Raw genomic sequence first — 26,562 nt, forward strand, 5'->3', positions numbered from 1 at the left:
CTGCAGGGCTGGGATAAGCGAAGGTACTAAAGGTCATGATCCGGAGGTGACGAAAGTCATCTCCTGAAGAGCAGCACTCTTATGCTAAGATGGATATACCTGAGAAGAATGTCGACACGGATTAGGGATATTTTATTTAAAAGGATGAGCTTACTTGACCAGAGAACTGATACTGCTGCGCTACAGCCTGCTTATAATCCCGGCGATCCTCTCGATTCAAGTCTATGAATTCGCCGACTATGACGGGTTCACTCTGCATTTCATGCTGCTGATGCTGCTGGTCATACTGGGTGCAAGGCCATCCAGATCTCTCGCCACACTGACCGAAGGCATGGAACTGATCCTCACCGCCTGGCTTTGTTATGAATACGGTCCGCTGATGGTTTTTCCGGCCTTGTCTGCGGTGATCTCCTATACCCGGCGGCAGCCCAAGAATACGGCTCTTACCTTCTTCTGTATTCATCTGGCCCTGTTGAATGCCGCGCTGCTTCATACTGCTCCGGCAGTGCTCGTGTTCACGAATCTTACCTTTCTGCTGTGTGCCGGCTTGAATCTGCTGCTGCTCCGGGCAGGGCGCGTGCGTACCGATACCTTATTCCTCTATGATGAGCTGCGCAAAAAGCATTTCGAGCTGGAAGAGGCCCGCGCTAGGCTGCTCCAGTTCACCTCACACATAGAGGTGGCCGCGCAGGCCGATGAACGGGTGCGGATTGCCCGCCAGCTGCATGACGACATCGGTCACCGGCTGATCCGGGTCAAGATGATGACTGAAGCGGCCATTCACACCCTTCCTGCCGCACCGGAATCGGGACTGCAGATGATGAACCAGATCCGGGACCAGCTCTCGGGCAGTATGGACGATATGCGTACTGCGCTGAAGCGGATTAACCATACTCCCCAGCTTGAAGGGGCGCATGCGCTGGACCGGCTGCTGGAAGAGGTGGGCCGCGATACCGGGATTGCCACCACCTATACGGTGCAAGGGATTCCTTATCCGCTCTATCCGAGCCTGCAGGTTGTGCTGTACACCAATGCCCGGGAGGCCATCACCAATGCACTGCGGCACGGTCAAGCCAGCTCCGTATGGGTGGAGGTCACCTATACGGAGCATGAGGTGCGGATGGAGACCGGCAATAACGGGAAGCTGCCGGAAGCAGACCCGCTGGGCCGTCTGCCGGGCAGCAGCGGGATGGGCCTGACGGGCATGAGCGAGCGATGCGCCATGTTGGGCGGAACGCTGGAGCTTCGGCTGCAGCCGCAGTTCACGGTTATTACCCGGCTGCCGGTGTATCGGCAGCCGGAGGAAGCGCCGCGCTGAATGGAGATATACTCAAAGATAAGAGGTGCCGAAGCATGATTAGAGTATTGATTGTTGACGACGATTCTTTTATCCGCGAGAGCCTGAAGGTCTTAATCGGGCTGGATGCCGGTATCGAGGTCGCGGGAACCGCAGGGGATGGCCGGGAGGCTCTCTCCTTGCTGGGGGAGCCCGGCGGAGCGGATGTTGTACTCATGGACATCCGTATGCCGGGCTGTGACGGAGTGGAAGGTACACGGCTGATCAAAGAAGCTTATCCATCCGTGGCTGTACTGATGCTGACCACCTTCGATGATGACGAGTATATTATTGAGGCTCTGCGCGCCGGAGCCAGCGGATATCTGCTCAAGAACATCCCGCCGGACCGGATCATTCAAGGCATCAAGACTGTACATGAGGGCAATATGCTCATTCATCCCGAGATCGCCCGCAAGCTGGCGGGCTTCCTCCAACCGTCGGCGCGTCAGGAAGCTCCAGTGGCTCAGCCATTTGCTTCCTATGGACTGACCAAGTCTGAGCAGGCAGTGGTCACCTCCATCGCAGAGGGACTCACCAACAAGGAAATCGCCGCCAAGCTGTTCCTGAGCGAAGGCACCGTCAAAAACTATATCACCGACATCCTCAGCAAGCTCGGCGTACGCGACCGGACACAGATTGCGATTCTGTACCTGAAGAGTACGCAGGGGAATCATTAAGCCACGGAAATGCTATCTCTCGCCAATTCTGAGCGTTTCCTCTCACGGACCTCTTGTCTGGAGCCGCATTGTTACACATTTTACAGGATTCCTCTATAAATGTTACTGGCTATGGTACATTGTTGCATCATTTGCAGGAATTCCGGTGCTTAGTGCGATTCACCCCGTCCAAATGTGGTCGGTTTTTCGATTACATTCCAGGTACCTCACACCACTCCCTTAACAACTATAAATATAAGAGGCCCGTTCCACCTGAACTTAGTTCAGAAAGAACGGGCCTCTTTAACCTTCCGCGCCAGCAGTCACTGGGGAAACCAATTACGTTGGTAATCTACAGTCAGACACCTTCAGACACCAGCAGATTCCTGCTTGGCCTCTGCCGGCGGCGTCTTCTTCGCCCGGCCTAGCCGATCCGCCTGCACTCCCCGCTGCCGGATGCCTGTGCGCATCCCGATGATGCTGAAGATGCTGGACGGCTTCATCTCTGCGGTGATACCCCCGTCCGGGTCCGGCACCAGAATGATGCCGAGCTGATGATGGTCCCCGGCATAGATCGCACGCTGCAGATATTTGCTCTCGCCTTCGCGGTTCTGCACCTCCAGCTTGCAGAACGCGGGGTTCATGCGCAGCGCCTCATGCAGCTGCGCCGCGCTGGTCAACAGGACCCCGTTGACCTTCAGCAGGATCTCGCCGGGCAGGATGCCCAGCTCCTGCGCGGGGCTGCCCTGCAGCACGGCCAGCACCTTACGGCCGGCCGGGGGATGCACGAAGACGGGGCTAAGGCTGCGCTCCTCCAGAGCGCTGTACCAGCTTAACCCTTCGTGCAGCAGAATGGCCGCGAGCGCCGCGACAACCGTCAGCGGGCTCCATAGGTCCGCAAGCAGGCTGAGGCCGAGCAGGACGGCGCTGTAGATCAGCAGCCGTCCGAACGTCCGGGCCGCCTTGCGTCCGGGCAGCATGCCCTGGGTCATCTCGCTGAAGCCGATGATGACCGGCAGCGAGACCAGGCCGAGGCCCCCGCCCAGCAGCGGATGCCACGGCAGTTCACCGATTCCGCTGCCCGCGGGAATCAGCACGAACAGCGGCAGCGGCCAGAAGGCCTGCAGCTGGTAGCCGCCCACCACCTTGCCGCGCTTGCCGGCAAGGAACAGCGGCGTCGCCAGCCGGGGCCCCTGCCAGCGAGCCAGCAGCGCCTCGGCCACGTGAAGCAGCGCGGCCAGCGCCAGCAGTGCGGGGATATCCATCTCCCTCACGGCACCGGCAACCGTTCCGGCGGCTCCGCTCTGCAGCGTCTCCGGGAAGAACGACAGTACAAACTGCACAATTCCAAGCGCGCCTATGGCATACGCAAAGCATAAGTAACGCACCCGAAACAGCATTAAGACAAGGCTGACCACCCAGATACAGGCTACAGCCGTATAGGTCACCGAGACTCCCAGTGCAACTGCGGAAAGGGAGACAAGCAGCCCCATGAGGCCGCCAGTCCAGACGGTCCGCCAGGTTTCCGGTCCCCAGCTATGCAGCTTCACATGAATAAGCTTCCGCTCGAGGGCTACCTGTCTGCGGTAATATAGGGCAATAAATAGAATAGCGATATAGTAATAGGGCTGAATCAGCAGATGTAGGACTGCTGTACCTAAGCTGGTCAGCAGCTCCAGGAGTACATTCAACGGTTCGCACACTCCTTTTCATAGCCTAGAGGATAATTATAGCGCGAAGCATATACATTCTTATCTTTTAAAAGAAAAAAGAAGGCTGAAATCAGCCTTCTTACTTTTTCGACGCTGCAGCCTTGATTTCCTTCTGAATCTCTTCGATCCCCTTATTCCGCTGATTGTCATTCACCGGATCTTGGATGACCTTGATCAGCGCCAGTTCCAGCGCTTCCGCGGTCTTGGCGTCAATCGAGCCTGTCGACTTCAGCTTGGCTGCGCTCTGGAATTTCTTGACCGCTTCTTTGGTCCCGGCATCGAAGTAGCCGTCCTTGCGGCCCGGCTTGTAGCCTAGTCCATCCAGCATAGTCTGCGCACTTTTGACATCTGCACTGTTCATATTATATTGCAGCGTAACGCTCTTGTTAATCGGCGCCACCGAGAAGTAATCCGGTTGGGCTACGGCGATATCGGGCTTAATACCCTTGCCGTGAATCCAGGTGCCGTCAGGCGTCAGCCACTTGGCAATCGTAATCTTCAGCAGGCTTCCGTCACCGAGTTGCTCCTCGAAGCTGGTCTGTACGGTTCCCTTGCCGAATGAATTCTCTCCGATCAGCTTGGCTCCGGCCGATTGCTGCAGGGCTCCGGCCATGATCTCCGAAGCGCTCGCGCTGCCTTTATTCATCAGCACGACTACCGGATACTTCTTGCTCGACCCCTTCGAGGTGCTGATCTCGCGCCGCTTGTTCTTATCCTCCACCTGCACGATGGCTTTGCCGGACGGTACGAACTGCTCGACCATCTCAATGACGACCGGCAGCACACCGCCCGGGTCATTGCGGACATCAATAACAAGTCCCTTCATGCCTTGCTTCTCCAGCTTCGTCAATTCTTCCTTGAACCGCTCCGAGGTGTTCTGTGAGAACTGCGTAACCTCGATCACACCAACATGCTCCTTCTCCATCTTCGCATAGACCGTCTCCAGTCTGACATCATCACGGGTGATGGCGAATTGCAGCGGCTCTGCTGTTCCGGTCCGCTGAACCTTCAGGGTCGCCTTGCTGCCCTTGGGACCGCGGATTTTGGCTACAGCTGCATTCAGCTCCAGCCCTTCCAGCGATTCACCGTTCACGGAGAGGATCACATCCTTGGCTTGTATGCCCGCCTTCTCTGCAGGTGAGCCCTTGATCGGGGAGACAACAACGACCTTGCCGTTGTCAGAGGAGACTTCAGCGCCAATCCCCGAGAAGGAGCCTTCGATGCTCTCCTCGAACCGCTGTGCCGTCTCCTTGCCCATGTAGTTGGAATACGGGTCGCCCAGTGCTTCCATCATTCCGTTGACCGCACCGTCAATCAGCTTCTCCCGGTCGACCTTCTCATAATAATTGCTCTCGATCAGGCTAAGAGCGGTACCCAGCTTCTTCGATTCCTTCTCCTGTAGTCCGGCAGTCTGCAGGACCGTCGCCAGCCCTTCACCTGCGGCTTGTCCGAATACCTGCACATAACCGGTCACGCCCAGGGTCAGCAGACTGCCGCACAGCAGTGCCGCGACGATCATAAAGGCCGCAGTGCTTTTCTTTAACATGATGTTCCCACCGTCCCTTCTTGTCCATCTTAACACCAGCATGGGCCCGTTCCATGAGAAACGGCATCTCTTCCAGTATATGCCGCAGCACGAAAATATATTTATCAGTTCAGCAAAAATTGGATTTTTCAGGCTCAGTCTGCTTACAGATAAGGCATAGGATTCACCGCTGTCCCATTGATCCGCACTTCAAAATGCAGATGCGGGCCGGTCGAACGTCCGGTAGACCCGGATTCGGCAATCTTCTGCCCGCGCTCCACCCGTTGTCCCTGGCTCACCTTGATACCGCCCTCGCGGATATGTCCGTACAGCGTCCATACCCCGCCGCCATGATCGATAATGACACAATAACCATAACCGCTGTACCACTGCGCAACCAGCACTGTACCGGAATCCGCTGCGTGAATACTCGTACCCTGCGGCACGGCAAAGTCCACACCGGTATGCAGCTTGCCGACTTCATGCGTCACCGGATGGGTCCGGTAGCCAAAAGGAGAGGAGATCCGCGCGTAGCCCACCGGCCGCAGATAAGGACCATCTCCACCGGAATATTCCTCTACGCTCGCAAAGGAGGAGCTGTCGCCGCCGGAAGACTTCGCGGCTTTCGCCTTCTCCGCCGCCTTGGCTGCGGCTAACGCCGCCCGGCGCTGCGCCTCAGCCTTCGCTGCAGCCGCTCTGCGCGCCGCTTCCTCCGCCTTAATCTTGTCCTTCTGCGCTTCCAGCACGGAGCGGCTGCTGGCCAGTTCTACCAGCTTGGCATCCTGTTCAGCAGAGATAACCTCCGAATTCTGAATCTCCTCATCATAATAAGCGATAAGCTCCTGCTTCTCCGCTTCCTTCTCCTTCAGCATACTGCGCTGGGCTTCCAGGTCGGTATACAGCTGCTTCGCCGTGGCATATTGCCCTTCCAGCTCCTGCTTCTTGGCAATCACCGTCTGCTTGTCCAGCTTATGCTGCACCAGCAGATCCTGATCCTGATCCACGATCATCTTCAGGGAATCGGCCCGGTCCAGGAAGTCGGAGAAGCTGGTCGAGGACAGCAGCACATCCAGATAGGAGACTGCGCCATCCGTGTACATCAGACGGACGCGGGATTCCAGCAGTTTTTCGCGGGAGGCAACGCGCGCCTCCGCCTCATCCAGCTCTGTTGCCGTCACGGTAAGCGACTTCTCCGTGCTGGCAATTTTGCCGGATATTGTGGTCATCTCGCCCTTCACCTGTGTAATCTGCCCCAGTACGTAGTCCAGGTTCAGCGTGGTCTTATTCCTATAATGCTTAGCCTCCTGGTTACGGGAGTCCGCCTTATCCTGCGCCGCCTTGGCCGCCTGGACCTCCTGCTGCAGCTGCTTCAGCTGCTTATCGATTTCGGCAACACTTGTTTTCTTCGCATATCCGTCAGAGGGCCCGAACATTGTGACAGCCAGCAATATTACGGCCATTCCGGCAGCAATCTTCTTCAACTTGCACTCTCCGTCCTTTGTTCAAATATAAGAATCATACAGGTTATACCTTCAAGAACTTGCGGATCGACACCGTGCTGCCCCATACGCCAATCAGTACCCCGAGGCCCACCAGCAGCCCGCATAGCAGCAACCAGATATTCTCAAATGGAATGAGTTGCAGCCCCAGCATCGGATCTCCCTTCACGGAAGACACCAGACTGCTATAACCGGCGTAGAGGGCACCCGAGGTTACCACTGAACCAATCAATCCAATCAGAGCACCTTCGATAAAGAAGGGCCAGCGGATGAAATAATTCGTAGCGCCCACGAGCTTCATAATGCCGATTTCCTTGCGGCGGGCCAGAATCGTTACCCGGATGGTATTCGAGATCAGGAACATCGACATCAGCGCCAGTCCCGCTACAAAAATAAACCCGATATTCCGTACCGCCTTGGTCACCTTGAATAAAGTCTCCACAGAGCCTTTACCGTAGTTCACCTTGTAGATTGGCTGCTCTTCATGCGTCTTGTTCAGTGCTTCTATCTTCTCCGCTACAAACGGAACTGTGGTCGGCTCAATGACTTCAACGAGCAGCTTGTCCGGCAGCGGATTATTGTCTTCATCGAATCCTTCCAGGAGCTCAGCGGCATCCGGCCCCATATCTTCACGGAATTCCTTCAAGCCCTGTTCTTTGGAGACGAACTCCACCTTGCTGACTTCCGGCATATTGCCGATTTCGTTTTCCAGCTTCTCCCGCATCTTCTGGTCCGTATTCAGCGTCAGATGCACATTGATCTGCACCTGGCTGTCTGCTTTGTCCGCAATTTGATTGACGTTGAGCACCAGCAGGATGAACACTCCGAGTACGAAGAGAGAGACAACGATGGAAGTGATGGACGCCACCGACATCCAGCCGTTGCGGAATACGTTTTTGAAGCCTTCCCGCAAATGCCGCAAGAAGGTTTTAAAACTCATAACCGTATTCCCCTCTCAATTGGTCTCTGACGATCGTTCCATTCTCAATCGCAAGCACCCGTTTGCGCATTTTGTTCACAATATCCCGGTTGTGGGTCGCCATAACGATCGTGGTGCCGCGAAAATTAATCTCATCCAGCAGCTGCATAATGCCCCATGAGGTCTCCGGGTCCAGATTGCCGGTAGGCTCGTCCGCAATAATAACGGCAGGGTTGTTGACAATAGCTCTGGCAATCGCGATCCGCTGCTGCTCTCCCCCTGAGAGCTGTGAGGGCTCACGCCCCGCCTTGCTGCGCAGTCCCACCAGATCGAGCACTTCATTCACACGCTTCTTGATAATCTTCTTCGGTGCCTCAATAACATCCATCGCAAAAGCCACATTCTCATACGCCGTCATCTTCGGCAGCAGCCGGAAATCCTGAAAGACCACACCGATATTGCGGCGCACATAAGGGATCTTACGGGGCTTCAGCTTGCCGATATTGAACCCGCCTACGGAGATCTGTCCTTTGGTTGGCGTTTCTTCTCTATAAATTAATTTCATGAACGTTGATTTACCTGCGCCGGACGGTCCGACAATGTAGACGAACTCATTACGGTCGATTTTGACGGATATTCCTTGCAATGCATGGGTCCCGTTAGCATAGGTCTTCCATACATCCTGCATCTCAATCATTTTCTCACTTCCCGATTCTGACATCTTCCGCCGGGCTACTGGGCCGGGGGAGCTTCCATAAACTGCATGATTATCGCAGGCGTATCTATTGTAACAAATCCATAACCCCTTGAGTACCCGAAAGTTTTACCGAATCCTTACATATACATAAAAACATCAGGTTTTGCCCCATAGAAGGAGAGATTACTTATGAAAAAAATACACGCCGCTCTCATCGCGGGTTTCGGTCTGATGCTGGCCGGTTCGCTGGCTGCCGGAGGGCTTCATCTATACGGCAGCCAGCCTACCCTGCCCGCAAATACCGCTATCGCAGGCTGGGAGATTGGCGGAATGAACATCGCTGATGTAGCAGCCGGAATGGATGCAAGACTTCAGGCGCTGGAAGCTACTCCACTCATGCTGAAGGCAAAAAATAACGCCGGACGCAAGGTTACCCTTAAGCAGGCAGGTGTGACCTATGAAGCCGGGGATTTCCTCAAGGCGCTGAAAACGCTGACGGACGGCACGCTGATGGAGCGGGTACAAGCCCGGCGCAGCTGGTCCGGCAGCTGGAATATGGAGATTCAGCTGCAGACTGCGCAGCTCAGGAGTCTCTTGAATCCCGAGTGGGAAAAAGAATCCTTCGGCGTTCCGGTCGATGCGGTCCGGCAGATCACCGGAGATGACCGGGTCGTATATACGCCAGGCACATCCTCCTACGAGGTGGACTGGCAGGCGCTGGAGCTTGCGGTGCAGGCGGCAGTGCCCACCCGGTTAGCCGCTGACGGCACACTTCAGGATCAGCAAATTCAGCTGGAGGTTCCCCTTGCTGTCAAGCAGCCGAAGATCACGCTACAGGCGCTTAAGGATCAGGGCATCGACCGCAAAATCGTCCAGTTCAGCACCTCCCTCGGGGCCAGCGGCCCCGGGCGCAGCTTCAATGTAGAGGCCGCCGCCAAAGCCGTGAACGGCACGGTGCTGCCGCCGAATGCGGTTTTTGATTACGGAAAAGCGATCCAGAAGGCCCAGACCGAATACGGCTTCCGCGAAGCCCCGGTCATCGTGAACGGCAAGCTCCAGCCCGGTACCGGCGGGGGGATCTGCCAGGTCTCCAGCACCCTGTATAATGCCGCGCTGCGCTCTGGGCTGGAGATCGTAGAACGGCGCAACCACTCGCTTCCGGTCAGCTATCTACCGAAGGGGCAGGACGCCACTTTTGCCGAGGGGTATATCAATTTTCGCTTCCGCAACAACACCGGCAAATATCTGATCATCAAGTCCGAAGTCCAGGGGCGCACGCTGACCATCAAGCTGTTCGGCACGTTCCCGAAGAACGTCACCTATTCCATTGAATCCAGAACCGCCCAAGTGCTGCCCCCCACGGATAAATATGTGAGCGATAATTCGCTCCCCAAGGGCGGAACCCGGGTACTGCTTGCCGGAAAAACCGGCTATGTAGTTGAAACTTTCATTACCCGCCATGTGGATGGTACAGCGGTAGAGAGAAATCTGCTCTCCCGCGATACCTATTACGCCCAGAAACGTGTCATCGCCATCAACCGCGGCGGGATGAGCAAATCCGATCAACCTGAATCCCCGCGCAGACAGCTGGTCGAGGACGGAGTGAAGGCTCGGTAACGTCCGGTTCCCTGAAATGTATGAGCAAACAGAAACGGCTGTGCCCGCCTTGTGACAAGGTCGGCACAGCCGTTATTTTATGAAGCGCTAGACTGAGCCTGAAGCCGCTGCTTAGAAAAGAGTATCCGGCGACATGTCAATTCTCCAGTAGCCGCTCACCTTCTTCAGCTTCACTGTTACTACTTCGGAAGACCCGTTCGCTCCTTCCGCAGGTACAGTCAGCTCGAACACTGCCGCCTGTGCAGTCTTGGAGACCATCCGTGCAGTTGCTCTGGTGAAATCCAGCGAGTTGCCCAGATCGGAATTGACCTGTGCCATGCGGCCCTCATGCTCCAGGAACTGTGTCTGTGCATAGAAGGCGGCCGCATTATGCGTGAACCCCTTCTTGATATAGCTCATCAGCTGCTGCTTCGAGCTCAGATCGCTCGACAGATAGCGGTACTCCTGTGCTTTATAAGTGAACAACTCCGGGCTGAATACATTGCCTCCCCGGCTGGCATACGTATATAGCTTCTTGGCATGAACCACCAAGGGAACAACGCTCCGTTCAGTGAGATTGTTAATGGTAGCCGGCCCTTCCTTGCCCGGTGCAGACGCCGCAACCGTCCTTACGCCCTCAATACTTGCCACCGGTGAAGCCGCAAGCGCTCCGCCCCCTGCAGAGACAAGACCCAGTGATAATGCCAGTGAACCGATCATCCATTTTTTGTTCATCATGAACGCCTCCTCATATTCCTGTGTGGTAGTCCGAAGCCTGCCCCAGACTAAGCTGCTGCGATAAGTACTCTATACCTTACAATAGCCCGTAACCTGTAATACCCAAACCACCCCGGGGTATAAACGGGTAATGGGGGGAAAGCGTAAAAAAACTCTGCCTTCCGTGTAAATGGAGGGGCAGAGTTGGGGGGAGCGGGATAGGGTACAGCTTAATTACCAGACTTAGGTGCTGTCGCTTCAAAGTACGCGGTAAAAGACACATTAGCCGTTAGGATACTGCCTGGTTTCATCCGAGTAGGAAATTCGTAGGGTTGCTGGAAGGAGAAGGAATCTACGGTGAGCATTCTTGGTATAGCGTTCAACTGTTTTAGCCACTCATGAATCTCGCCATAGCCACCTTCTACGATAGCTGTCATTTTAATTTCCTGCAATCCTGTTACGGATGCTGATAATCCAGTCCATGTACCTGCTGTACTTGAATCCTGTAAGGAGAAGCCAATATCCTTCAATCTCGCATGCGAGCTGTCGCCAATGCTTTTGAGGTCATTAATCAAAGATTCGCTGCCATCACCAAGCGGAATCGCTGTCAGCTCCGTTTCTTCGTCTGGAGTAATGTTGCCGCCGGAGCTTTTGAGTTCATTGATCTTATTCTCCAAAATTGACTTTTCCCGCTCCAACTGGGTGAGCTGTGTATTCTGCGCCGACACATCACTGTTTACCGGACGAATAGCCAGCATATAGAAAATAAAAAGGAGCAGGAATAAAATCAAAATACCCATGACGATCTGTGAGCGGTATTTATTGATCTGTTCCACTGTTGTCCGAGTCTCCTTCCGTGACAGTCTGCGCATCTGCCGTTTGCTGCTCCGCAGCAGCAGGGGCCATCCCGACTCTGAACACTGCGGTGTACTTCATCAGATTGGATACACCGCCAGTCGTTATATCTGATGCTCCTTCCGACAATTTCTCAATAACCGCCTTCCGGGAGAATGACATCTCCCGCAGCGCTGATAAATAAGTTCCGCTATGCTCCATAGCTGTAAAATTCACAGTCAGCAGTAAGTCACCATGAAAAGCATAGCTGATCTCACGAATAACTGCAGCATAGGGAAGCTTCGCTTTCAGCTCATCGAGTACAGCGGCAGCATCCGCTCTGCTTGTGGACAGTGCTTCAATAATGGCAGTACGGTCAAGATTCCCGCTTCCAGTCCCACCCTTATTCAGACCGGTCAGTTCCAATTGCAGTATAGTATTTCGTTCCTGGATATTCTGAATTTGTATGCTCTGGTCCACGTAGTCGTTATGTACAGAAGCGTACAAAATCCCAGTTCCCACCGCAGCAAGCAACCATACTGCGGCAAGCGTTATGGCGACATACGGGAACACGATCGTCTCACGATCCTCGCGGGGCAACAGGTTGATACTGCGAATTTCAGGAGTGTGAAGTGCCGTTCCAGCAGCTACCCGATAATCGTTCAGGCTGAAATCCGGCTTGGCGCCTTCTGCGAACTGATCTACGGCAATGGGGGCTATGGCCAGCTCCGGCAAAGCGCCTAGCAACTCTTGCTGCAGCTGTCTTCGCATTTCGGGGGAACCTGTGATCAGCAACTCGGTAATCCTGGTAGTCCCATCATGCAAGCTGTACTGGTAAAAGCTCAACATCCGGGAAATTTCTGCTGTAATCTCCACTATCTGCTCCGATGACAAATAATCCTGTGAGGTTGCTGCAACCTCTGCTTCTGCCAGGAACGGTTGATCTTCAATAAAGTTCAACGGTTGCTGATGTGCCAGATCGATCAAATTTATAGTCCGCATAAACACCGGATTACCGTTGCGGAACATATAGATATCAAGCAGGGACTGCTCCAAATGGATCAGCATCGTCTCATTAAATGCATGCCCATAGCCTGCCACAATACTACGTGCAAGAGCTGTTGCCGATACCTCAACGCTTTTGATTTTTAAGCCGGCAGCTTCCAGTACATCCACGTAATCCTGGACGACCTTGCGCGGTGCAGCCAAAATAATCAGTTGGCTCTCATCTGTATCCTGTCCGGTAATCACGTAATCGTATACCGGGTTCTCAAACGGCAAATGTAGTCCGGTTTCAACCTCCAGCTTAACCAATTGTTCAATCTGCTTTTCGTTGGTGCTGGGAATCGTCATTTTTCGGATGATCATTTGTGAAGGAGGAATGGACAGACTAACCTTGCTTCCACGGAGCCCTTTGGTTTTGACCCATTGTTTTAACCGGTCGAGAAGGGCCTCACTATCAGCTACCTGGTTCTCCACAATCATTCCCGGCAACAGGGGGATAAAAGATTTTTTATGGATTTGTTTTGATTTATTATTTTTGAAGCTGATATAACGAACTCCAGTCTGCTCGATAGAAATACCGGCGGCCTTGTTACCTATTCCAAACATGCTATAAAGTTCCTCCTAACGGATGAGCGCGAGATAACCGCTGATAAGATGTGAACCGTAAGAGAAAGCAATCAGTGAACCTGCAGCCAGCCAAGGTCCAAACGGGACCGGCTGCTTGCGTTGTATCTTGCCCAGCAATATTAATGTACCGCCCACCACAGTACCCAGCGCACAGGCGATCAGGAAAGCTAGAATTACATTGGGGAAGCCGACCACCCAGCCCAGCAGCGCAAACAGTTTCACGTCTCCCATACCCATACCCCCGAACAGGGCCAGCAGCAGTACAATAACACCACCAACAGCTCCACCCAGCAAGTGGGACCACAGCGGACCCTCTGAACAAGAGATCACCAGTACCAACAGCAGCGGCAGGAAAAACAACAAAACCTTGTTCGGGATCAGCATGTATCTCAGATCAGCCACCGTTACAATCACCGCGAGGCTGACGAGCACGAACCCGATAGCCCCTTTGCCAGTCAGGCCAAACTGCACATACACCCACAGAAACAAGAGCCCTGTTGCCGCTTCTCCCAACACATACAGCGGCGAAACCCTCGCCCCGCAGTGACGGCACCTGCCACTGGACAGCAGGTAGCTCAGCACCGGCATCAGGTCTCGTGCAGTAAGACTTGTCCCACAGCTTGTACAATGCGACGGCGGCCGCAGCAGCGACTCCCCCGCAGGCACCCTCAATGCCACTACATTATAGAATGAGCCCAGAATCAGGCCGATAAGCATGATGTATACTGCTATGAAGATTGTCATGAATCATCGATTCCTGTCTGGTGGATTTTAAAAAAGGAATCGGGAATTCCGATTCCTTAGGGGGGAATAATCTATATACGACTATATTATTTTTTTGATGTAAGTATTTGAGTTGCAGTAAACGTAACTGCAGGGCTACCTGTTGTACCAGCATGAGATGAAGTAGTTATTGAAACGCCTGTAAGCGCGCCATTAGTATAAGTAACCGCCCCACCTGTAATAGATTCTTTATTGCTTGGCAAATATATTGGATTTTCCAAGTATCCGGCATGAACTAAATCATTCGTTTTATCAGTATCACCATCATTGATAGTTACAGTTTCAAAAACACCATTTTTTTCAGCAGTAATATACAGTCTACTAGCATCATAAATTTGACGTGCTGTAGCGAGATCAGAATCCTCTTTTGATTTATTGATTATATTCCCAATCAAAGGAACCGCAATAACCGCAATAATCCCCAAAATCACAATAACCGCCAACAACTCAATCAACGTAAACCCTTTTTCCTCTTTAACCGCCTTGCCCAATCTCTTCCGAATCGCTTGTGCCAACATACCATTTCCCCCTTATAAATATATTAAATAATATGACCGATACTCCGTTATTCCTTAATCACTTGCATCCTTACTACTGCCATCGAAATGTACTTATCTTATCCCAGCTAGTTGAGGAGTCTGCTTACGCTTCCCCCGGTCCACCCGCTTAGCTTCACCCCTCTCAATCTATGCAAGGAGCACATGGCTCACATATTGCCGTAAAGACTGAACATCGGCAGCATAATCGCTGCGACAATTACGCCTACTACTCCAGCCAAGAAGGCAATCAGCAGCGGCTCGAGCAGGGACTTCAGACGGTCGACGGTATTCTCTACATCCATTTCGTAGAAATCCGCTACCTTAGATAACATCTGATCGAGCGCACCGGTCTCTTCCCCGATGGCGATCATCTGTGTAACCAGCGGCGGGAATACCCAGGCTTTCTTCAGCGGCTCCGAGAGCGGCTTGCCCTGTCTTAAGGAGTCCCCGGCACTGCGGATATAACCGCCGATCACCTTATTCCCAGCCACTTCTTCCAAGATGGACAGTGCCTGAAGAATCGGCACCGAGCTGGCATAGAGTGAAGCAAAAGTACGTGTGAACTGGGCAATCGAACCCTTTTGATTCAGCTTGCCAAACACCGGAACCTTAAGCTTGGCGTAATCAAGTGCATATGCGCCTTTTTCTGTTCGCTTGGCTATCTGAAAACCTGTCACAAGCAAGATAATGGCGAAGAACCAGATGTACCATTGCCCCTGTATACTCTTGCTGAGCGCGAGCACCATCTTAGTGATAGCCGGAAGCTCGGCATTCATCGATTCAAACATGGTTACAAACTGCGGCACAATCGCCCACAACAGGTATACAACTGCCGCAATAGCCATAACAGCAACTGTGACTGGATAGGTCAGCGCTGACTTGATTTTCTCAGTAGTGGTATGCCGTTTCTCAAAATATACAGCTAGCCGCTCAAGCGTCCCTTCCAGATCACCGGATTCTTCGCCGGCGCGGATCATGCTGACGAACAGCGGAGGAAATATCTTCTTATGCTCCTGAATCGACTGGGACAGCGAAATCCCGCGCAGCAGGCTGGAGTTGACATCATGAAGCGCTTTGCGCAGTGCTTTGCTCTCTGTCTGCTCTGCGAGAATACGGGTGGCATCTACAATGGATACTCCAGCCCGCATCAGTGTTGCAAATTGGCGGCAGTAAATGATGAAGTGGATCGTCTTCACCGGATTGCCGATATAGATCTCCGTCGACAGGAATGATGTTCTCTGCTCGGAGAGCGAGAACACTGTGAGCCCCCGCTTGCGCAGCTCGTCCATCGCCGTTGCCTTGTCTGAAGCCGTCAATTTCCCCTTGAGCTGCTTTCCGGCATTGGTTCTAACCTGATATTCAAACTGAGCCATCAGCTACTCACCTCCGCGAGATAACCTTTGACAGCCTCAGGCTGAATCAACCCCAGCTGCAATTGTTCACGGATGTTCATCTCCAGCGTATGCATACCGAGGGCGCGGCTGGTTTGCATCACATTCTTGAGCTGATGGGTTTTATCGGTCCGGATAAGATTGGCCACCGCCGGTGTATTAATCAGCAATTCAGTTGAACTCAGACGCCCTTTCCCTCCAGCTCGTGGAAACAAACGTTGGGAGAGCACAGCCAAGAGTACGGAGGCCAGCTGTGAGCGGATCTGTCCTTGCTGATGACCCGGAAACGTGTCGATAATCCGGTCTATCGTCTGCGGCGCATCGGTTGTATGCAGAGTGGCCATCACAAGATGACCTGTCTCTGCTGCGGTAACGGCAGCCGAGATAGTCTCCAGATCCCGCATTTCACCTACCAGAATTACATCCGGATCTTGGCGGAGAGCTGCCCTAAGCCCGCTGGCGAAGCTTCCTGTATCGCTGCCCACCTCACGCTGATCGATCAGGCAGGTTCCGTGCGTATGCAGAAATTCGATCGGATCTTCAAGCGTAACAATATGTTTACTGGCTGTCCGGTTAATGTAGTTCAACATCGCCGCCAGTGTGGATGATTTCCCGCTACCGGTCGGTCCCGTCACCAGAATCAGACCTTGGGGTTTCATTGCCAGACTGGACAGTACCGGAGGCAGCGACAGCTGTTCCAGGCTTGGAATCTCAACGGGAATAGCCCGAGCCGCAATGCTCACTTCGCCACGCTGCCGGTACACGTTCACGCGGTATCTTACTCCACTGTCCAAGGGGTACGAGAAATCAAGTTCCCCGATATTGCGGAACTCTACACTTCTCTCACTGCCAAGCAGCATATCTGCCATATAGACTGCTTCTCCTGGGCTAATCTTCTCACCTTCCAACGGTTGAAGTCTCCCGTCAATCCGCATAACCGGCGGAGAACCTACCGAAATGTGCAAGTCTGAGGCCTTCGATGCAAAAGTCTTATACAGCAATTGAACAATATCCCATGAACAAGCTTGCACTCTCGTCTCCCCCTAAAATTCAATGCAAAACTGTCTCGCGCATGACTTCCTGCAAGGTGGTTATTCCTTTGGAGACTTTCAGGAACCCATCCTCCATTAACTGCACCATGCCTTGCGATTTCCCTGCTGCACGCAGTTCTTCAATCGATGCCGATTCAGTAATGAGCTGACGCAGACGGTCATTGATTGTCAGCACCTCGTGGATCGCGATCCGGCCTCTATAGCCTGTATTATTGCAGCTGCCACAGCCCCTGCCATGATAAATCACATGCTCTGGCAGTCCGTGCCTGCGCAGCATAATTGATTCCTGTTCGGTTGGCTTATGGTCCTCACGGCAATCCGGACAGATCTTGCGCACCAGCCGTTGTGCTACTACTCCAAGCAAGGAAGAAGCTATTAAGTAGGGCTCAACACCCATATCGCGCAGCCGTAAAATCGTACTGATTGCATCATTGGTATGCAGTGTTGACAGTACCAAATGTCCTGTAAGCGAGGCGCGAACTGCAATTTCTGCAGTATCTGTATCCCGTATTTCCCCTACCATCACAATGTTGGGGTCCTGACGGAGAATCGAACGCAGCCCTGCTGCGAAGGTCAGCCCAATGGCCGGATTCACGTGCACCTGGTTAACCCCTTCGAGCTGATACTCCACCGGATCTTCTATAGTTATAATATTGGCACTCTCAGTGTTTAACTGATTAAGCGCCGCATATAGGGTTGTTGTTTTACCGCTGCCCGTAGGTCCTGTAATCAGAAGGATACCATAAGGCTTGCTGATCATCTCTTGAAAAGCTGCAGCATTCCCCTCACTGAAACCAAGGCTGTCCACCGACTTCACTCCAGTACTTAAATCCAGTAGCCGGAGAACGATCTTCTCTCCATGCATGGTTGGCAGGGAGGATACGCGGATATCGACCATTTTGTAATCAAACTGCATCTTGATACGGCCATCCTGCGGCAGACGCCGCTCAGCAATATTCAGCTTTGCCATTATCTTGAGTCTTGCCGTAATGTACCCCTGCATCTGCTTTGGTATAATTCGCTCTGTACGCAGTGTTCCGTCGATCCGGTAACGGATTGACAAGTTATTTTCACCGGGATCTACATGGATGTCCGATGCCCTCAGTGAAACAGCCTGTTGAATCATCTGGTTCACAAGTCTAACTATTGGCGAATCTTCGTCTGTAATCTCGGTTTCTTCAATCTCTTCCTGTGTAGGCAGCTCTACCATCATCTGGCTCATGGAGTCCCGCATGCCATAGTGGCGGGCGATGGCCCGCGTCAGCTCGTCCCTGCTGGAAATTGCGGGTTCAATACGAAATCCAGTGCTCATGCGCAGATCCTCAATTGCAAAATAATCCAGCGGATCAGCCATCGCCACCATCAGTTTGCTGCCTTCTTTCATGAACGGAAGCACTTGATAACGCTTTGCCATGCTCTCGGGAATAATCTGTGTAATTGCAGGGTCAATCTGATATTTGAACAGACTGACGTGTGGAATCCCAAGCTGAAATTCCAGTACTTCTATCAGTTGCTGCTCGGTGATATAGCCCTGGGTAATCAGCAGATCTCCCAGCTTGCGCTTGGATTTACGTTGCTCCACGAGCGCCTCTTCAAGCTGTTCCTGCGAGATAATTCCGTTGTCTACGAGCAGATCTCCCAGCCTCTTTTTCATGATGGCCATATCCGTTTCACTCCACAGCGCTTCAATTTTTTTCAATCCATTATTCCCTATATATCCCAGACGGTCCACTGGCTCAAACTTATGTATTCGTAATAACATTTCAAATTTAATAGTTATATAGACTCATTTTTTAGTAAAATATGCGCATCTTTTAATTGCCTATCTACTAAATATGTCCTAGAATGATATATAGCATAGATTGGTTATTTTTACAATGAAAACACCGCCAAGTCAACCCATAATTTAACATAATGCAATCTTTATTGACAGTTAAGCATACGATATATATCGGCCAGGGAGAGATGATGATGATGAAGCATGTTAAAGAGAGAAAACTTCTTTTTTTTCCAGCGCTTATATTAGTAACTTTACTGTTAATCTTGACTGCAAGACACCTGATGATAGATGTTTTTGCAGGAAATACAGAGTATAAACCCAGAATTCTGGAGATTACCGAGAGTGGAGCAAGTGACTTCAAAACCAGTGGAATTTCCTCCTCTGTTATGGATATAGACACGGTTAGTATGAAAAGATTTATAGCTCTCCATGATGATCTTGACGGTAAGTATGACGCTATATACATCGGTAAAGGGCTATATGATAAGAAAGGCATCCAAGACCCTTCTGTAATCACTGAAGCTTCAATGAATGACATCACTCAACTAAAAGCAAACGAAATTGTCGATGAATTTATTAACAAGGGACTCTATGTTTTTCTCCATAGCGCACCCTTCCTGAATCAAACTACTGCCCAACACGGTGTACTATACAACACCTTTAATATTTACCGGACCAAATCTCTTCTTAACAATGTTGTGTTTGTAAATGACAATGAACTGGCCAAACTTGCAGCAGAACTCTCAAGCAGCGAATCCAAGTATACATACAAACTCAAACAACGCCCCCACCTAACTATTTCTAACCGAACAGCTATTAAAGATTATGGACAGAATAGTCATCTGTACAAAGCAGGCGACACGCTTAGTTTTAATATTAATGTTGCAAACGTAGAAGATATTGCTGAGCATCCTGTATTTGTTAAACTGCTACTTAGTGAAGGAATCCACACATTTACGGAAGATACAGTAGTAGCCTCAATGACCGTCAATAAAAATTCAGATAATATCCTCAGTTATAAATTACCTGCCACTTATTCTGGATTGTTACATTGGAAGCTTGAAATTACCGAATCAAGTAGTGGACAGCAGTTGAAGGATTATGAGACCGGAGCTATACGATACCGTAAGAATTCAGCTGCTATCAGAGTCCTTCAGGTAGGGACCGGGATTACGCTGCCTGACTATCTCAAAAATTCAGAAGATTATCAACTGAGCATGACCTCTATGTCCGCAACTGAGTTTAACAACTATGTAAGCACTAAAGATACATCATCACCGAAATATGGTCTTAATAGTGTTTACGATGAATTGGTCGTTAATTTCTCTGACATTTACAAAACTAGCTCTCCGCTCACTAGTGCCGCTATTGCTGCTGTAAAAGAATATGCAGATACTAAGCAGGGAGTCATCTATCTTTTCGATACTACTTCCAGTAATTCGGATAACTGGACTCCGGAAACGCTTCAAACAATCGGGCAGCAGAATCCGGCACTTCTTGCCAGTCCTGGTGCAGCCAACCAATCTGCCAATATTATTGCAGTTAACGGTTTCTTACAGGCACAATATCCGTTCTATACAAGTGAAATAGATGGAGCCACCGGTATACTGTCATCTGTTTCCGATTTATCACTTTCTGGAAGCAAAAACTCGTCCTTCACACTAAATCTTGAAGATAACGATGTGATTCCTTGGTACAATTTCGCTGCAGACTCTCAGGACAAAGATGATAGCTATAATCATTATTTCGCTTACTCTAAAGGAAATTCCGTTTACCTGAGCAACGCTCAATTATTTACGGGAAGTACGCCAGATATCTGGAACAAACTGCTTGTTAATGCTATACACCATAACTATATTTCATCCAATCATGCTCCGGTTATTACAGTTGATGCACCTGCTAGCGAATTCCCAGCTTATCAGAAACAGTTTGTTCTTAAGTATTCTGCAAAAGATCCTGAACACTACGATACTAACTTAATTACTAGTGTGAAATTCAAGGTTAACGGTAGCTATCTAACAGATATTACGTTTGATGACACTGCAATCAAATCAGGAGACAGCATCTATCGTATTTTTCCTAATCCATTGCCTAGTGGGGGTACACTCCAAATAGAAATTAGCGCCATGGATGGAAGAGGCGCTGTTTCTACCAAGCTATTAGATGTATCTGTAACACAAACCCAGTTATCAACAGCAAATCTGGATATCAGAAAAAGGATCAGCTCAAGTAACATGACTGACGGGAAAATCGGAGTAAACGAGACTTTTTCTATGGAATACTCTGTACTCCCAGTCTCTATTAAACCTGCCAACTTAAGCGCAACAGATAGCATAGCTTCATCCCTTGAGGTCTCGGATGTAAAGTTCGAAGATATTTTGCCGCCTAATATTGCTATTGTAGATCCCTTACCTGATGGTGTAAGCAGCACAGGTACTGCCTCCAGCGGGATTACTATTTCCAAAAAATTAGGCAGCATCACTTACAAACCCGATCCAAATAATAATGGTTTTTTTGATCCTCAAACAACACCTATTGTAATTACAGTTAATCTTAAGGTCACTGCGGCCGGAAAGTATTCACTTGCCGAAACGAAATTAAACTTCGAGGATCTCCGTAGTGTTGTTACAGCCACTGCTACACCAACACCTACCGTAACTACAACTGCTACGGCAACTGCAACTGTCATACCAACGGTCGCACCAACTGTGACGCCAGCTCCTGCCGCTACGTTTAATCCATCAATATCTACAACTAATTCCCCATTTGGTGTTGCTGGTGATTATAATGTGTTCGTTCTACAAAATTTCACCTTCTCTAATGATGGCATCAAGGGTAACGTTGCTGCAGGTGGAGATGTTAATCTTACTGAGAGTATAAATATTAATACAGAGAATGGAACGAGCGTCCCTTATGCGATAGTAGCGGGTGGGAATTATAATTCACCAAGCAATCAGGGCGGAGTAAGCGGCCGTGTGCTTCATGGCGGTCCTGTTCCAGATAAGGATACTAGTACAATTACCAGAGGTACGTTGATTGATTTCAGTTCAACAGCTACTTATCTTACGAAGATCTCAAAACATCTGGCAACTCAATTCAAAACAGATGATTACAAACTTTGGCCTTGGAATACTTTAGATCTGATTGGAACTAATGGCACTTTAAACGTGTTTACACTTCCTGCAAATGTGATAGACAATGCCAATCCAGTTAATATAAAAGTGCCTAATAATTCATCAGTGCTAATTAATGTATTGGGTACTTCTTCAACTCTCAAAGGAAATACATCTATTTCTGGAGTAGATGAAAACAACATTGTCTATAACTTTCCTGAGGCAACTACTCTCACCCTTTCCAGCGGTCCAATTAAGGGAACGGTACTAGCTCCATTAGCTGATATTACGGGCACTTCTGGTACTTTCCAGGGCCAGATAATCGGAAAATCCTTTACTGGCAGAATAACGATAGGGAAATATACGTATGTCGGTGCGCTTCCTACGCCTTCTGCAGCTCCAACAGCCACACCAATACCAACACCTTCACCAACTGCTACACCAACACCTTCGCCTACGCCAGTTCCTACACCGATACCGCGCGTATTCGTAAGTTTCCCTTCAATTCATTTGGAGGCTGTAACGAAAGTGTCTGCTATTGAGCTGGATTCAGACGATACCACTATCTATTTAGGTGAATCCCGTAAGCTGACTGCTACAGTTACTCCTACAGATGCTACGAATCAAAGACTGGAATGGGATTCTGATAGCCCAGGTACAGTGAGTGTAGATTTAAATAATGGTGTAGTTAGTGGATTGGCTTTAGGATCAGCTAATATTACGGTAAAGGCAACGGATACAACTACCAGTAATCGCCCTTCCAAAAAGATTAAGGTTACTGTTATAAATCGACCTGTTATAGATAATTCTGTACCTACTACACCTACCATACCTACTTTGGAGCTTATAGGTGGCGACAATCCAGTGATTATTGGAGATAGGGTTTCACTTGAAGCTATCTATTCACCTGCCAATGATCCCAAGATCGGCTATAGATGGGATCATTCTGGAGGAGAACTCGAAGCTGGAAATGACGAACTGCATAAGACTTATATTCCTCAGCAAAGTGGTGCCTTCACTATTAAGGTAGAAGCATTTAGACTTGAAGATGGTGTAACTATCCTTACAGCAACAAAAGATATCAAAGTTACCAATCCTGCGACTTCTATTGAAATTAAGGGAGAAACAGAAATCTTAACAGGTACAGCAATATATTTGAATCTTGCTATTTTCCCGAATGATGCTGATCCCCTAAAGATCAATGACTGGGAGATCATTGCTGGAAATGAATATGCTACATTAACCAAAGTAAGTGCTACTAAATATATACTCAAAGCTAACATGCAATCCGGATCATCAGTAACCGTAAGAGCTACGGCGGGTAGCTTAAGCGACGAACATATTATTAATATTATTGGACTTGAATCCCTAAGCTTTAACACGACAGATGAGGTTACAATTCTAGTAGGACAATCGGAACAATTACTCCCGCGTCTATATACCCATCCTAGTTCAATAAAAATAAATGATATTGCAAACAATCTAGCATGGAGTAATGAGAATAATGATATCTTGAGTTTGAATCCTAACACTGGACAAATCAGAGGACTATCACCAGGTAATTCTGTGGTCACAGTCAACTATAAGGGAAGCTCGATTTCAGCTCAAATTCGTATCAAAGTTGTTGAAGAGACTGGCGATCGATATTAATTCATTTTACAGCATAGCGAAAGGACCTTCCTGTTAAAGGGAGGTCCTTTCGCTATGCTAATATATACCTTCTATGGTTGAGCTGTAATCGGAATCATTTTCAATGCTCCCTTTGTGACATTGACTTGATTCACACGAGGAAGTCCAGCCTTTTGCGCTTCGTATACAGATTTATCGTATTTGATTTGCAAGCGTCTATAGTCTCCACCCTTAAATAGAAGCGGGGTTGCACTACTCGGATAAGAGGGCTGAAACACTTCTCCTACCACTGCATTAATAGTCAAATCTCCTTTGGAAAAGACTCCCCCGTTAATACTTAATGTAGTTCCTACACCATACAATACAGCTTGCCCTTCTGTATACAAGAATGCATCCATTCGTTCAGGAGCCTGACTGCTGAATTTATCAACCCGGTTTACAAGCATATCTTTTCTGGAGATCAACACCAGTTGCTTGCCTGCGAGCCCATGAATGATAGCATCGTCAATAGTAGCCTTTCCCAGCACAAACATTGTACAGTCAAAATTAACCTTCCCTTTAATAATTACGTCTCCTGTGACTAGGATATTTCCCGATACATTTATTGTGTCTACTCTTGTTTCGTTATTAATAATTAAATCCCCTTTAATAATCAGCCACTGTGAGCTTTCCTTGGCTGTTTCTGAAAACTGTATACCTTTATACTCAATCCCATTTACAACCAAATTGTCTTCCATTACCGCATTGGATGTGAGTAATGTTAGTTCAGCTAAGTTATCGGTATACACCTTCAATGCACTTTCGTATTCGCCACTTTTCCTCTCAAATTCAGGATCTTCCGGATCAGGCGGACCAATTGGATGCGATTCATTGTGCAACCTCTCGAACGTATTTGGATAAGTAAAGATAGTGTTGGGATCACGTTCTATAAAATATTTTTTCAGCATCTCTCTATTAGTCTCATTAGTAGCTTCCGCCAATTTATCTTTAAATGATTCCTCGACATCAATTTGCACAAACTTTTGCTGCTTTTTTATTTTAATATTATCCAGCGGTACTATCGGGTCAGTTGAACTAGAGTTCAATTCTAATCCCAAAACCTCCTTCAAATTTTTGTTAATAATATTGTCTTCTGTGGATATAGTATCTCCTTCTACTTCAGATGAAGATCCGGCTGTACTGGTACTATAATTTATTGGATTATAATCTCCACTGCCAGCTGCATATTCAATACTGTTTAATGATTGAACATAGATATCTCCATAGTCGTCCCCTTTCGCTATTTGCGATACTATGGGATAAACAGTCTCACTCTCTCGGGTAGTGCTGCCCATGAACTTGTAATAGGCCAAATCCCTTAACTTGAGTTTACCACCGGCATATAAGTTTCCTTGTATTAATGGAGCCCCATTAATAATTACATCCCCTTCCGAGCCTAATGCGTACTTCAAAAAGTCAGGATTGGCATCAATAATCAACTGCTGCTGTAGTTGTCTTTTTACCCCGTTTACCCTGGCTATGGCTGTTAAGGTTAAATTATATTTCAAGGTTGTAGCTGCTTCTTCAGGATTATCAAAAGTTATCTTAGTAATTGTACCTTCAGCATTCTCAAAGTCTGTCTGTACAGACGCCTGAGTGGCCAAAAGCTCATTGATGTTATTAAGTATCGTATCTTTCAAATCATCCGGGCTTAACTTCTTACCATTAAGTCCAGACGTAATATACGCAGTTGCTTCTTCCAAAGATTTTTCTGTTAAATGTAGGGTCTGTACATCACTTTCTCTTGTCTCAGCTCTCTGGCCTCCTCCAACTGCTGCACCAAGCACCGTTAAGCCCAGAATCGTTAATAACAAGACGATGAACATCACGAGAACTAGTGCTGAACCACACTCCCTTTGAAGACGAACCAATATTCTATTCCGGTGTGGAAATTCAGACATTAATATACGCCTCCTAAAATCCGAATTGACTCTCAAGCTCCATCTTATAATCTCTGCCCTCAAATTTTTGTACCAGAACAAGGTTGATCTCAATAAGTCCAGTATCGCAAGATACGTTATTTCTGCATAATTCCGATGAGCTTTTAAACTTGATTGTTGATCCGCTTAAATCTGAGATTGTAGCAGTAATTGAATCCTCCGAAGCAACAGCACTACTATCGCCGATAACCAGCTTCCCATCCTTTATAAATATTTTTTGAATAAGAGTTGTTCCATTCGAGCTTGAAAAAATCTCCACACCACTACCGTTAGATATATTACCAACCTTATCTGGACCAGATGTATATAGTTTAGTAATGATTGCAGACATAATAACATCCGCTTCATCTCGCAATGAATTTTCAATTGTAATTTTATGATAGCTGCGGAACCCAAACATTGTTATTCCGGAAATAATTCCAACTATCATCGCAAATAATGTAATAGCAGCTATCAATTCAATCAACGTCAATCCCTGCTCTTTGCGGAGAAGATTAGCGAATCTCTTCATCTGTTATATATCCCTCCACAACGGTCTGGGCGGAGTTTCCGCCATTCTTCTCAGGACTTCTAACAGTGATAAGCACAGGAATAAGATAATCGGCCGACCTTTGCTTGATCATATCCTCAGATATTTTCATCTGATTATAAATTTCCGCCTGGTAAGAAATGTTAATCATATAGGTTATACCATTAATGCTGGGATTGAGCACTTTCTGCAATACTGCATCGTCCTTTACCAGACTGCTATAGTTACAAGGCACATCAATGCAAACATCTGCAAAGCCTATATTACCCTTCGCTTTCAAATAAGGTTCCCATTCATCAAAATCCTGCTTCTCCGCATAAAACAGCGCATTCCGTGCCAGATTGACCATGATAGTCTTGTTCTGGTTGGCTTTGGCGTAGGACATGGCATTGATAAAATAAGACGTAAGCACCAGGGAGACTATCGATAAAATAATAATCGCCGCAAGCACCTCAATAAGTGTAAATCCTTGCTCTTGCTTAGGACCCGCTTTCATCCTATTCTCCCGCCCCTCGCCCTGAAGATCTTTCGTGTTTGCACATCCCGATTCTTTCTACCTACTTCCATTATATTCTTTCTCCTCCGGCAGCAGCAATGCTTGCGGACAATTAATCTGAAGAAATCTACAGTTTATATCAGGCAGG

20 protein-coding genes are annotated in these 26,562 nt (G+C 49.1%); 4 read left to right on the forward strand and 16 right to left on the reverse strand.

Annotated features, from left to right (window positions below; genetic code table 11):
* Window positions 1–154: 154 nt before the first annotated feature.
* Both MKZ07_RS20285 and MKZ07_RS20290 read left to right on the forward strand, forming a co-directional pair.
* Complete coding sequence (locus MKZ07_RS20285) at window positions 155–1,318, forward strand: sensor histidine kinase (protein ID WP_051493422.1); 1,164 nt, start codon at window positions 155–157, stop codon at window positions 1,316–1,318.
* A 35-nt stretch (window positions 1,319–1,353) separates the two neighbouring features.
* Entirely contained in the window at window positions 1,354–2,013 is a 660-nt protein-coding gene (locus MKZ07_RS20290; protein ID WP_036694717.1) for a response regulator transcription factor, read from the forward strand.
* A gap of 347 nt (window positions 2,014–2,360) precedes the next feature.
* On the opposite strand, the gene MKZ07_RS20295 is transcribed toward MKZ07_RS20290, so the two are convergent.
* The 5 genes from MKZ07_RS20295 to ftsE all read right to left on the reverse strand — a co-directional run bounded on the left by MKZ07_RS20295 (window position 2,361) and on the right by ftsE (window position 8,344).
* Window positions 2,361–3,683 (reverse strand): PDZ domain-containing protein, encoded by a 1,323-nt coding sequence (locus tag MKZ07_RS20295; protein WP_036694716.1) that lies wholly within the window; start codon window positions 3,681–3,683, stop codon window positions 2,361–2,363.
* A gap of 100 nt (window positions 3,684–3,783) precedes the next feature.
* Window positions 3,784–5,250, reverse strand: a complete 1,467-nt coding sequence (locus MKZ07_RS20300) for a S41 family peptidase (protein WP_036694715.1) — start codon at window positions 5,248–5,250, stop codon at window positions 3,784–3,786.
* 143 nt (window positions 5,251–5,393) lie between these two features.
* Window positions 5,394–6,710, reverse strand: coding sequence for a murein hydrolase activator EnvC family protein (locus MKZ07_RS20305; protein ID WP_036694714.1), 1,317 nt, complete (start codon window positions 6,708–6,710; stop codon window positions 5,394–5,396).
* Window positions 6,711–6,753: 43 nt separating this feature from the next.
* Window positions 6,754–7,668, reverse strand: a complete 915-nt coding sequence (gene ftsX / locus MKZ07_RS20310; RefSeq protein WP_036694712.1) for a permease-like cell division protein FtsX — start codon at window positions 7,666–7,668, stop codon at window positions 6,754–6,756.
* A complete protein-coding gene (gene ftsE, locus MKZ07_RS20315) occupies window positions 7,658–8,344 on the reverse strand; it encodes a cell division ATP-binding protein FtsE (RefSeq protein ID WP_036694710.1) in 687 nt (228 codons plus the stop codon). The genes ftsX and ftsE overlap by 11 nt, the downstream gene beginning before the upstream one ends.
* 189 nt (window positions 8,345–8,533) lie before the next feature.
* Here ftsE and MKZ07_RS20320 point away from each other — a divergent pair, with 189 nt between their 5' ends.
* A complete protein-coding gene (locus MKZ07_RS20320; protein WP_341027299.1) occupies window positions 8,534–9,961 on the forward strand; it encodes a VanW family protein in 1,428 nt (475 codons plus the stop codon).
* Between the two features lie 111 nt (window positions 9,962–10,072).
* On the opposite strand, the gene MKZ07_RS20325 is transcribed toward MKZ07_RS20320, so the two are convergent.
* The 8 genes from MKZ07_RS20325 to MKZ07_RS20360 form a co-directional block, all read right to left on the reverse strand.
* Complete coding sequence (locus MKZ07_RS20325) at window positions 10,073–10,678, reverse strand: DL-endopeptidase inhibitor IseA family protein (RefSeq protein ID WP_084648908.1); 606 nt, start codon at window positions 10,676–10,678, stop codon at window positions 10,073–10,075.
* A gap of 209 nt (window positions 10,679–10,887) precedes the next feature.
* Window positions 10,888–11,493 (reverse strand): hypothetical protein, encoded by a 606-nt coding sequence (locus tag MKZ07_RS20330; protein ID WP_036694706.1) that lies wholly within the window; start codon window positions 11,491–11,493, stop codon window positions 10,888–10,890.
* Window positions 11,477–13,102 (reverse strand): pilus assembly protein PilM, encoded by a 1,626-nt coding sequence (gene pilM, locus MKZ07_RS20335; RefSeq protein WP_341027301.1) that lies wholly within the window; start codon window positions 13,100–13,102, stop codon window positions 11,477–11,479. The genes MKZ07_RS20330 and pilM overlap by 17 nt, the downstream gene beginning before the upstream one ends.
* A gap of 15 nt (window positions 13,103–13,117) precedes the next feature.
* Complete coding sequence (locus MKZ07_RS20340) at window positions 13,118–13,867, reverse strand: prepilin peptidase (RefSeq protein ID WP_036694704.1); 750 nt, start codon at window positions 13,865–13,867, stop codon at window positions 13,118–13,120.
* Window positions 13,868–13,953: 86 nt separating this feature from the next.
* On the reverse strand, window positions 13,954–14,424 hold the full coding sequence (locus MKZ07_RS20345) for a type II secretion system protein (protein ID WP_051493420.1): 471 nt from the start codon (window positions 14,422–14,424) through the stop codon (window positions 13,954–13,956).
* 188 nt (window positions 14,425–14,612) lie between these two features.
* Complete coding sequence (locus MKZ07_RS20350) at window positions 14,613–15,818, reverse strand: type II secretion system F family protein (RefSeq protein ID WP_036694703.1); 1,206 nt, start codon at window positions 15,816–15,818, stop codon at window positions 14,613–14,615.
* The gene (locus tag MKZ07_RS20355; RefSeq protein ID WP_084648907.1) at window positions 15,818–16,867 is read right to left on the reverse strand and encodes a type IV pilus twitching motility protein PilT; all 1,050 of its coding nucleotides are present in this window, start codon (window positions 16,865–16,867) and stop codon (window positions 15,818–15,820) included. The genes MKZ07_RS20350 and MKZ07_RS20355 overlap by 1 nt, the downstream gene beginning before the upstream one ends.
* 19 nt (window positions 16,868–16,886) lie before the next feature.
* Window positions 16,887–18,551 carry a GspE/PulE family protein gene (locus tag MKZ07_RS20360; protein WP_341028064.1) on the reverse strand — a complete coding sequence of 555 codons (1,665 nt, stop codon included), beginning with the start codon at window positions 18,549–18,551 and terminating at the stop codon, window positions 16,887–16,889.
* 308 nt (window positions 18,552–18,859) lie between these two features.
* Here MKZ07_RS20360 and MKZ07_RS20365 point away from each other — a divergent pair, with 308 nt between their 5' ends.
* Window positions 18,860–23,431: a DUF5057 domain-containing protein gene (locus tag MKZ07_RS20365; protein ID WP_036694699.1), complete on the forward strand. Its 4,572-nt coding sequence runs from the start codon at window positions 18,860–18,862 to the stop codon at window positions 23,429–23,431.
* 71 nt (window positions 23,432–23,502) lie between these two features.
* On the opposite strand, the gene MKZ07_RS20370 is transcribed toward MKZ07_RS20365, so the two are convergent.
* From MKZ07_RS20370 to MKZ07_RS20380, 3 genes are read right to left on the reverse strand one after another with little or no spacing between them, the layout of a single operon-like run.
* Window positions 23,503–25,350 carry a hypothetical protein gene (locus MKZ07_RS20370; protein WP_036694698.1) on the reverse strand — a complete coding sequence of 616 codons (1,848 nt, stop codon included), beginning with the start codon at window positions 25,348–25,350 and terminating at the stop codon, window positions 23,503–23,505.
* Window positions 25,351–25,363: 13 nt separating this feature from the next.
* Window positions 25,364–25,900, reverse strand: a complete 537-nt coding sequence (locus tag MKZ07_RS20375; RefSeq protein WP_051493419.1) for a prepilin-type N-terminal cleavage/methylation domain-containing protein — start codon at window positions 25,898–25,900, stop codon at window positions 25,364–25,366.
* On the reverse strand, window positions 25,884–26,414 hold the full coding sequence (locus tag MKZ07_RS20380; protein WP_036694697.1) for a type IV pilus modification PilV family protein: 531 nt from the start codon (window positions 26,412–26,414) through the stop codon (window positions 25,884–25,886). The genes MKZ07_RS20375 and MKZ07_RS20380 overlap by 17 nt, the downstream gene beginning before the upstream one ends.
* Window positions 26,415–26,562: the final 148 nt, after the last annotated feature.

This window comes from Paenibacillus sp. FSL P4-0338, from assembly GCF_038002365.1.
Classification (GTDB): domain Bacteria; phylum Bacillota; class Bacilli; order Paenibacillales; family Paenibacillaceae; genus Paenibacillus_AQ.